We start from the raw sequence: 9,177 nt of genomic DNA on the forward strand, positions 1-9,177 counted from the left end.
CCAGGCAGCGAGGGGTCGCCTCACCCGCGGGGGTGAGGGGTCAGCGGCGCGGCAGAGGGCCGAGCACGCCGGGCAGCGCCGACCGCAGCCGACCGGCCGGCGAGCGATCGGGCAGCCGGCCGGCAGGAGGTACCCGGGACCTGCCGCGGCCCCGGCGGTCACGCGGGTACCGTGCTCCACGGATGACGATCCGGTCCTGGGTGTCCACCTGACCCACCCGGTCGCCTGACGTGCCTCCGATCGCCGTCCCCGACCACGAGAGCCGACCCGTCCGCGCCGCGCACCGTCGGCACCGGCGTTCCACTGCCGATCCCTTGGGGAACCTGCCATGACCTCCGTGACGAACACGCGGTGACCAGCGTCTCGCCTCCTGTCGGCGCTGTGGCCGCACCCGCCCGGGAGGTCGCTGCGACCTCCTCGCGTTCGTCGCGCCCTGCTCGCGAGCGGCTCCTGCGACTCCTGCCCCTGGCGGCCGTCCTGCTGCTGCAGGCGGTCCTGAGCCTCCGGCTGAGCAACTCGGCATTCCAGGACGAGGCGCTGTACCTCTACTACGGCCACTGGACGATCGACCACTGGCTGAACGGCGCGGACCTCTACAGCAACCCCAGTGCCTGGTTCACCGGGGCCCCGCAGCTGTACCCCGTGCTCGCCGCGCTGCTGGACAGCGTGGGCGGCCTGGAGCTGGCGCGGCTGTTCTCGACGCTGTGCCTGCTCAGCGCGACCGCCGCCGTCCACTGGACGGCCAACAGCCTCTTCGGGCGCCCCGGCCAGGTGCGCGTCGGCGTCTTCGCGGCCCTGGTGTTCGCCGTCAGCGGCCCCGTCCTCGTCCTGACCCACTTCGCCACGTACGACGCGCCGTCCTACGCCGCCGTCGCCTGGGCGCTCGCGGTGGGCGTCTGGGTCGCCTGCGGAGAGCGTGAGCGGAGCCGGTGGTGGGCGGTGTCGGTCGGCGGCCTCCTCGCGCTGGCGGTGCTGCTCAAGTACGCCTCCGCGATCGACGCGCCCTTCGTCCTGCTCGCCGTCGCCGCCAGCAGCCTCGGCGCCTCCCGGCGCTGGAGGGGGCTGATGACGAGCCTGGTCGCAGGGTCGGCGGCGATCGCCGTCCTGGCGCTCAGCGCGGCCACCTGGGCGCGACCACTGGTGCAGGGCGTGATCGACAGCACCATCCGGCGGCAGAGCCTCGCGCCGGAGACCACGGCGCAGCTGCTCGGGAGGGTCGTCAGCGACGCCGGCCCGATGATCGCCCTGGGGCTGCTGGGCGGCCTGCTGGTCCTGCGCAGCCGTCCCGCGCTCGGCGCGGTCCTGCTCGTCGCGAGCGTCGCCGCCCCCCTGTACCAGGTGCACACGGGCGAGTCGGTCTCGCTGCACAAGACCGTGGTCCTCGGGCTCGTCTTCGGAGCTCCCCTGGCGGGCCGCCTGTGCGCGGCACTGGTGGACCGCTGGTGGGGCACCCCGCTCGTCGCAGCCGCGCTCCTCGGCTCCCTGGTCCACGGCGCGTCGGTGTCGGAGCGGATCTTCACGAGCTGGCCGGACACCGCGCCGCTGGCGCAGGCGCTCGCGCCGATCGTCCGGAGCACGCCGGGGATCCGGATCGCTGGGGAGAACCCGGAGCCGCTGCAGTACGCACTGCAGGAACAGACGCAGCCGTGGCAGTGGGTGTCGACCTACGACGGGGCGTTCCGGTACGAGGGCCTGTCCGACCTGCCCGCCTTCGAGCGAGCGCTCTCGGACGGGCAGCTCGGGGTGGTCTTCCTCGACGGCTCCTCGGACATCGGCCGGCGACTCGAGCCCCGGATGGCGAGCCTCGGGTACACGCAGACGACAGTGGTCCGCACCCCGGACGGCGGGCACGAGTGGGTGGTCTGGCAGCCCTCTCGCGAGGACCCGGTCGACTGACGGGTCCCGACACCGCCGCCGACGACGGAGTCTGCCTCCGGTCAGCGGCGCAGGAGGACACCTGCCGGGGCCGGCAGCAACCGGCCGGCGGGCGACCGGGCGGTGTGCGCGGCCGGCAGCGTCCACCAGCTCCCGAGCAGCGCGTCGAGGTCCGGCTCGAGCCGGCCCAGCCCCGCGCCCGGGTAGGGCGTGAGCTCGCCGGCCCACAGCCGCCCGGCGTGCCGGTAGAGGTCCACGCGCAGCATGTCGAAGCCGGCGGCCACGGCCGCGGCGGCCGCGAGCAGGTCGGGCAGCCAGTCCGGGCGCGGGACCTCGGGGCCGGCCGGGTAGCCCCAGGTCCACGGCAGCGGCTCCCAGTCGGCGGTGTACAGCCGCGCCCGGTGCTCCCCCTGCCGGCCGGTGTGGACGCCGACCAGCCGCGGCACGCCGTCGAACACCAGCACCTTGAGGTCGGCCGGCACCTCGCCGGCCTCGCCCACGTGCTCCTCGGCCAGCAGGAGCGGCCGGGCGTGCCGGTAGGCCCACTCCTCGCTCTTGCGCCAGTAGCGCTCCCCGACCCAGCCGGCGGTCCGCGCGGCGAGGTCGGTGACGTCGGGCCGCCCCTCCCCCACGAGCACCCGGCGGCAGGAGTGGTTGGGCTTGAGCACCCACCGCGCGGGCAGGTCGGCGCCGGCCAGCCCGGCGACGTCGGTGCCCGCCCAGTACGTCTCGGGGACCCGCACCAGTCCGGGTGCCCGGCGCGCGAAGCGCTCCTTGCCCGCGAGCTTGTCGCACGTGGGCGCCAGCAGCGGGCGGCGGTCGCGGGTGATCCGCCAGTTCAGCTTCTCGGTGAAGGTCCGCGGGTCCCGCAGCGGCGGCAGCCGCCCGTGGTGGCGCCGGTAGAGGAGGGCGCGGCGCAGCGGTGGCACGACGCGGGCCAGGCGGGCGGGGTCCTCGACCGTCACGGGCGCCGTCCTACCCCGGCGGGGCCGCGGTAACGGTTCGGCCGCGAGAGGTCGCACCGGCGCCGCTCGCGCCCCGCCGTCCGGATCATGACGCGCACCGCCGGCGAGCCGACGCCGGTCGACGACCGGGAGCCCCCGTGGCCGAGCGCCTGACCCTCCGCAACGTCTACCTGTACGTGGTCTGCCTGGTCACGCTGGTCATCTCGATCTTCGCGGCCGTGCAGCTGGTCCAGGGCGTGGTCGGGATCGCCTACCCCGACCCGGGCGTCGGCTACGTCGGCGACCCGACGCTGGACGACGAGGAGGAGCAGCGGCTGGCCGAGCAGTCGCTGGACTCGCAGCGCCGCTACGAGGTGATCAGCGTGGTGGGCGCCGGGACGACGCTGCTGATCGCCGGGCCGCTGTACGTGTACCACTGGCGGCGCATCCAGTCCGAGCGCGCCGCCGCCCCCGAGGTCGTGCCCACCGCCTGACCCGACCGTCGTCCGGGCTCGCTCCCGGCGCTCCGTAGGGTCCCGGGCGTGACGGACCCGTCGGCAGCACCCACGGTCGAGGAGGAGCTCCCGCGCATCCGGCCCGCCGATCCGGGTGACGTCGACGTCCTGCACATGTTCGTCGTCGAGCTGGCCGAGACCGAGCAGTTCCCCGGAGAGGTCACGGCCCGGGCGGAGGACCTCGACCGGGCGCTGTTCGGGGAGGTCCCGGTGGCCGAGGCCGTGGTCGCGACGATCGAGGACGAGCCGGTGGGCTTCGCCCTGTACTACTCGACCTACAGCACCGTGGTGGGTCGCCCCGGACTGCACCTCGAGGACCTGTACGTGCGCGCGGACCACCGTGGCTCCGGCACCGGCCTGCTCCTGCTCACCCACCTCGCACGCGTGGCGGTCGAACGCGGCTGCGGCCGGCTCGAGTGGTGGGTCCTGCGGACCAACGAGCCGGCCCTGCGCTTCTACCGGCGGCTGCACGCCCGGGGCCTCGACGAGATCGAGGTCATGCGCCTGGACGGCGAGGACCTGCGCGGCGTGGCGGTCCGCGGGCCCCGCTGACACCGGTGGGGAGCCCGACCGGCAGCCTCCTCGGCCGAGGGGCAAGGTGGCCGTGTGCGTGCCATCAGCTACCGCCGCACCGGCGGCCCCGACGTCCTGGAACTGCTCGACCTGCCCGTGCCCGACCCCGGCCCGGGCGAGGTGCGGGTCCGGCTGGCCTTCTCCGGCGTGAACCCCACCGACTGGAAGTCGCGGTCGGGCGCCACCGCCGGTGCGCCGGCCGGGGAGGCCCAGGTGCCCGGCCAGGACGGCTCCGGCGTGATCGAGGCGGTCGGGCAGGGCGTGACCCCGGCGGTCACCGGCCAGCGCGTGTGGGTGTGGGAGGCGGCCTGGCAGCGGCGCTGGGGCACGGCGGCCGAGTACACCGTCGTCCCGGCCCGGCAAGCGGTGCTGCTGGGCGAGCAGGCGCCGTTCGAGCTCGGCGCGGCCCTGGGCATCCCCTTCCTCACCGCGCACCGCTGCCTCACCCTCGGCGAGTCGCTGCCCGACCGGCTCGGCCCCGGCGCGCTCACCGGCCGCACGGTGCTCGTGCAGGGCGGCGCCGGGGCGGTCGGCAACGCCGCGATCCAGCTCGCCCGCTGGGCCGACGCCACCGTCGTCGCCACGGTGAGCAGCCCGCACAAGGCCCAGCTGGCCGCGGCGGCCGGCGCCTCGCACGTCGTCGACTACCGGCAGCAGGACGTCGTCGCCGAGGTCCGCAAGGTCGCCCCGAAGGGCGTCGACGTCGTCGCCGAGGTCGCCCCGGCCGTCAACGCCGCCGTCGACGCGCAGGTGATCGGCCCGCACGGCGCGGTCGCGGTGTACGCCAACAACGGCGGTGACGAGGTGACCGTGCCGGTCCGCACGCAGATGGGCCCCAACGCCCAGTGGCACTTCGTGCTCGTCTACACCGAGCCCGAGCGCGCCAAGGTCATCGCCGTCGAGGACGTCAACGCCGCCGTGCTGGACGGCGCGGTGCGGGTCGGTGAGGAGGCGGGGCTGCCGCTGCACGTCTTCCCGCTGGCCGGGACCGCCCAGGCCCACCGCGCCGTGGAGGACGGCGCCGTGGGCAAGGTGCTGGTCGACGTGACGGCCTGACGGGGTCGCGACGCGCCTCGCGTCCTCGTCTCCCTGGACGGGTCCGGGGGATCGCCCACCGCCGCGGCGGTGGGACGCGGGTTCACCACCGGCCCGCTGCTCGGACGCCTCGCACAGCGCGTCGCCGCCGAGCACCTGCCGACCCCGGGTGCGGCCCCGGCCTGACGGAGACTCCAGGCGGGCTGGCGCGCCGCGCCCGCCGGTTCACCAGGAGGCGAAGACGCGCGCGGGACCGCCCGAACCCTCCTCGAACGGGATGAGGCCGACCACGATCGTCGCGCCCGTGGGTGGGATGCGGTCGAGGTGGGCGAGGTTCTCCAGCCCGTAGCGGTCGGCGCCGGTGAGCACCAGGTGGGTGTCGAAGGTCGTGGACACGCCCGGGTCGATGCTGAGCGTGTCGACGCCGAGGCTGCGGATGCGCCGGCGTTCCAGCAGCCACTCGCAGGTGTCCGCACCGAAGCCTGGAAAGTGCAGCGTCCCCACCGCGTCCGCGCCGCGGTAGGCCCCCGGATCGGCGATCCTGGTGCCCCAGCCGGAGTTCATGAGGACGGCGGCGCCGTCCGGGATGCGGCCGTGGCGCTGCTCGTACGCGTGGACGTCGTCGATCGTCACGACGGTGTCGGGCTCGTCCGCCGCCCGCGTGCTGATGTCGATGACGACGGCGGGCGTGACGAGCTCGTCGATCCGCAGCTCGGGCGCAAGGCGACCGCCCGGCGTGAAGTGTCCCGGCGCGTCGACGTGGGTGCCGGTGTGCTCGAAGACGCGCCACTCCTGCAGGTAGTAGCCATCCTCCTCGATCGTCACGACGGTGCGGCGGGACGGCGCCTCGGCCGGGACGAACATCGGCAGACTGGTGGTCAACGGGTGCGTGAGGTCGCACAGGCCGCGCCCGCCCCAGCTCGGGGTTCGCGGTGTCCGGTCCTCGGCCCGAGCGGTACCGGCCAGCGCAGCGGTCACGGCCGCGGCCGCCCCGCCCACCAGCGCTGCCCGCCGGGAGAAGCCGGCCCCGGTCCCGGCGCGTTCCTGCTGCGCCACCCTGCCTGTGTGCTCCGTGCACATGCGCGCTCCCCGTCGTCCCCGTCGTGACCGGGTGCCCCTGGGCTCGGGTGCCCGCGCACCATAGCCCTGGGGACCGGCCGCGGGACCGCCCGTTGCCGCGCGGTGCCCACCGCCGCGCAGGCGACGCCCCGACCCGGGGGATCGCCGCTCGGGCACGGCTGGGAGTTCCGGTGCGTACGAGACCGGCGATCTCGCCGGGTGCGGGCCCTGAGGGGGTCCTCCCTCAGCCGACGCCGAGGTCGCGGGCGATGAGCATCCGCTGCACCTCGCTGGTGCCCTCGCCGATCTCGAGGATCTTGGCGTCGCGGTAGAAGCGGCCGACCGGCGTCTCGTTCATGAAGCCGTACCCGCCGTGCACCTGGGTGGCGTAGCGGGCGTTGTCCATCGCGACCTCCGAGCTGTAGAGCTTGGCGATCGAGGCCTCGCGGCGGAACGGCTCGCCGCGCAGCATCTTCTCCGCGGCCCGGTAGTAGGCCAGCCGGGCGGTGGAGGCCCGCACCTCCATGTCGGCGATCATGAACTGCACGGCCTGGTTGCGGCCGATCGGCTGCCCGAACGCCTCGCGCTGGGCGGCGTAGCGCACCGACTCGTCGACGCAGCCCTGCGCCAGGCCGACGGCGAGCGCGGAGATCGCCACCCGGCCCTCGTCGAGGATGGACAGGAACTGCGCGAAGCCGCGGCCCCGCTCGCCGACCAGGTTCTCCTCGGGCACGCGGACGTCGGCGAAGGACAGCTCGCGGGTGTCGGAGGCGTTCCAGCCGACCTTCGAGTAGCGCGGGCCCACGGTGAACCCCGGCGTCCCCGACGGGACGGCGATCGCGGAGATCTCCTTGCCGCCGTCGGGACGGGTGCCGGTGACCGCGGTGACGGTGACCAGCTCGGTCAGGTCGGTGCCGGAGTTGGTGATGAAGGCCTTCGACCCGTTGACCACCCAGCAGCCGTCCTCCAGCCGCGCGGTGGTGCGGGTGGCGCCGGCGTCCGAGCCGCCGCCGGGCTCGGTCAGCCCGAAGGCGGCCAGCGCCTCGCCCGCGCACAGTCGGGGCAGCCACTGCTTCTTCTGCGCCTCGGAGCCGAACCGGTAGACCGGCATGGCGCCGAGCGAGACGCCGGCCTCCAGCGTGATGGCCACCGAGCTGTCCACGCGGGCCAGCTCCTCCAGCGCCACGCAGAGGTCGAAGTAGGTGCCGCCCGAGCCGCCGTACTCCTCGGGGAAGGGCAGGCCGAACAGCCCCAGCTCGCCCATCTGCCGCACGATCTCGGTGGGGAACTCCTCGCGCTCGTAGAAGTCCCCGATCTGCGGCGCCACCACCTCCTGCGCGAAGTCGCGGACGGTCCGCCGCAGGGCCTCGGTCTCCTCGTCGAGCCGGTAGTCCAGCACGTGTGCTCCCTGGTGATCGCGGGCGCCGGCGGGGTCACCGCGGTGCCGCCCGTGCGGCCGGCCCGGTCGGCCGGCCACTCGACGCCAGGTTAACGACGGTTCACATCGGGGTCCAGCGCCGGCGGGACGGCGGCTAGCATCCGCGGCGTGATCGCCAGCGCGCCCGACCGCGGGACCGGGGCCGGGACCGACACGGCGCTGGCGGCCGATGCGGCCCGGCCCTCCCGGCGCGAGCAGATCCTGCGGGCGGCCGCGCAGCTGTTCGCCGAGCGCGGGTCCCGGTCGGTCGGGGTCGACGACGTCGGGGCCGCCGTCGGTGTGACCGGACCGGCCATCTACCGCCACTTCGCCAGCAAGGACGCGATGCTGGCCGAGATGCTGCTGCGCATCAGCGAGCGGCTGCTGGCCGGCGCGAGCGACCAGGTGGCCGCTGCCGGCCCGGACCCGGCCGCGCAGCTGCGGGCGCTGGTCGCCTTCCAGGTCGACTTCGCCCTCGACAACCCCGCGCTGATCACCGTGCAGGACCGCGACCTGGGCTCGCTGCCGCCCGCCGACGCCGCGACCGTGCGCCGGCTGCAGCGCCGCTACGTCGAGGTGTGGGTCGACGTCCTGACCCGGCTGCGACCCGAGGAGGGCACCGACGCCAGCCGGGCCCGCGCGCACGCCGTCTTCGGGCTGGTCAACTCCACGCCGCACAGCGCCGGGCGGCTGCCGCGGCCGGCGATGGCCGCCCTGCTCGCCACGATGGCCGAGGCCGCCGCCACCGCCTGACCCGCGTGGCCGGGAGGTGCCGTCAGCGCGCGAGGCGCGTCCGGGCGTCAGCCGCCGGCGGGGGCGGGCATCGGCAGGGCGAGGGCGGTGCCGGCCACCAGGTCGAGGTCGGCCGAGGTGCCGGTCCCGCCGGGAGCGGCCCACGCGGTCTCGACGATGGTGACGACGGACCCCTCCACCGCGCTGGCGTACTCGGCGCCGGAGAGCTCGGCGGGGCCGCCGGCGTAGCGGGCGCCCTCGCGCAGCAGGTCGCTGACGTTGCCGCTGCCGTCGCGGTCGGCCAGGGCCCGCAGCGCGCCGGCACCGGCGGGGTCGCCCATGTCCACCGCCACCACCGAGACCACCGCGGCCCGGCCGGCGACGTCCGTGGCGTAGAGCACCCGCGACAGGCCGGCGCAGTCGCGCCGCTCGAAGAAGTCGGCCACCGCGCCGTAGGCGTTGCCGGTGCAGGTGCCCTCGGTGCGCACCTGCTGGAGGACGAACGTCGTGCCGTCGAGCACCGTGCGCTGGCCCGGCTGCGGCCCGGGCGGCACCTGGGCGGCCGGCGACGCGCTGACCGAGGTGGGCTGCTCCGGTGTCGCCGAGGCGCTGTCGTCGTCGCCGGTCAGGCCGACGACCGTGCCGACCACGCCGACGAGCAGGGCCAGCGCCCCGGCGACCAGCAGCGCGAGCCGGCGCCGAACGGCCGGGGACCGGCGGCGCGGGCCGACCAGCGGGACCGGCGGGTCCGCGGGCCCGTCGACCGGCAGGACGGAGGGCTCGGGAGGCGGCGCCGCGGGAGCCCATCCGGGCGCGGCCGGCCCGGGGTCGTGCCCGCCGCCGCCGAAGAGCCCGCCGATGCCGCCGGTCTCGTCGGCGGGGACCTCGGGCGCGCCCGCGGCCGGGAGCACGTCGGGCTCGGGCGTGGCGAAGCGGGCGGTGGGCGCCCACCCCCGGGACGCGGCCGGGGCGGAGGGAGGCGCCGCGGGGGCCGACGGTGCCCCGACCGGGACGGGCAGGGCGCCGA

8 protein-coding genes and 1 pseudogene are annotated in these 9,177 nt (G+C 75.9%); 5 read left to right on the forward strand and 4 right to left on the reverse strand.

Features of this window, described 5'->3' with window-relative positions; genetic code table 11:
- Window positions 1-381 precede the first annotated feature (381 nt).
- Window positions 382-1,896, forward strand: coding sequence for an ArnT family glycosyltransferase (locus ABQ292_RS03725; RefSeq protein WP_369203348.1), 1,515 nt, complete (start codon window positions 382-384; stop codon window positions 1,894-1,896).
- 41 nt (window positions 1,897-1,937) lie between these two features.
- Here the strand turns inward: ABQ292_RS03725 and ABQ292_RS03730 are convergent, their stop codons facing one another.
- Window positions 1,938-2,840, reverse strand: a complete 903-nt coding sequence (locus ABQ292_RS03730) for an ATP-grasp fold amidoligase family protein (RefSeq protein ID WP_369203350.1) — start codon at window positions 2,838-2,840, stop codon at window positions 1,938-1,940.
- Between the two features lie 137 nt (window positions 2,841-2,977).
- Between ABQ292_RS03730 and ABQ292_RS03735 the strand changes: the two genes are divergently transcribed.
- From ABQ292_RS03735 to ABQ292_RS03745, 3 genes are read left to right on the forward strand one after another with little or no spacing between them, the layout of a single operon-like run.
- Window positions 2,978-3,313 carry a hypothetical protein gene (locus tag ABQ292_RS03735; RefSeq protein ID WP_369203353.1) on the forward strand — a complete coding sequence of 112 codons (336 nt, stop codon included), beginning with the start codon at window positions 2,978-2,980 and terminating at the stop codon, window positions 3,311-3,313.
- Window positions 3,314-3,361: 48 nt separating this feature from the next.
- Window positions 3,362-3,886 (forward strand): GNAT family N-acetyltransferase, encoded by a 525-nt coding sequence (locus tag ABQ292_RS03740; protein WP_369203355.1) that lies wholly within the window; start codon window positions 3,362-3,364, stop codon window positions 3,884-3,886.
- A gap of 54 nt (window positions 3,887-3,940) precedes the next feature.
- Entirely contained in the window at window positions 3,941-4,963 is a 1,023-nt protein-coding gene (locus ABQ292_RS03745; protein WP_369203357.1) for an NADPH:quinone reductase, read from the forward strand.
- Window positions 4,964-5,167: 204 nt separating this feature from the next.
- Here the strand turns inward: ABQ292_RS03745 and ABQ292_RS03750 are convergent, their stop codons facing one another.
- The gene (locus ABQ292_RS03750) at window positions 5,168-5,998 is read right to left on the reverse strand and encodes a cyclase family protein (RefSeq protein ID WP_369203359.1); all 831 of its coding nucleotides are present in this window, start codon (window positions 5,996-5,998) and stop codon (window positions 5,168-5,170) included.
- Window positions 5,999-6,245: 247 nt separating this feature from the next.
- Entirely contained in the window at window positions 6,246-7,400 is a 1,155-nt protein-coding gene (locus ABQ292_RS03755) for an acyl-CoA dehydrogenase family protein (protein ID WP_369203361.1), read from the reverse strand.
- Between the two features lie 147 nt (window positions 7,401-7,547).
- On the opposite strand from ABQ292_RS03755, the gene ABQ292_RS03760 reads away from it, so the two are divergent.
- On the forward strand, window positions 7,548-8,171 hold the full coding sequence (locus tag ABQ292_RS03760) for an SACE_7040 family transcriptional regulator (protein ID WP_369203363.1): 624 nt from the start codon (window positions 7,548-7,550) through the stop codon (window positions 8,169-8,171).
- 47 nt (window positions 8,172-8,218) lie between these two features.
- Here ABQ292_RS03760 and ABQ292_RS03765 read toward each other — a convergent pair.
- Window positions 8,219-9,177 (reverse strand): annotated as a pseudogene (locus ABQ292_RS03765) (hypothetical protein); the annotation flags it as partial.

The organism is Geodermatophilus maliterrae (genome assembly GCF_041018925.1).
In the GTDB taxonomy this organism is placed as follows: Bacteria; Actinomycetota; Actinomycetes; order Mycobacteriales; family Geodermatophilaceae; genus Geodermatophilus; species Geodermatophilus maliterrae.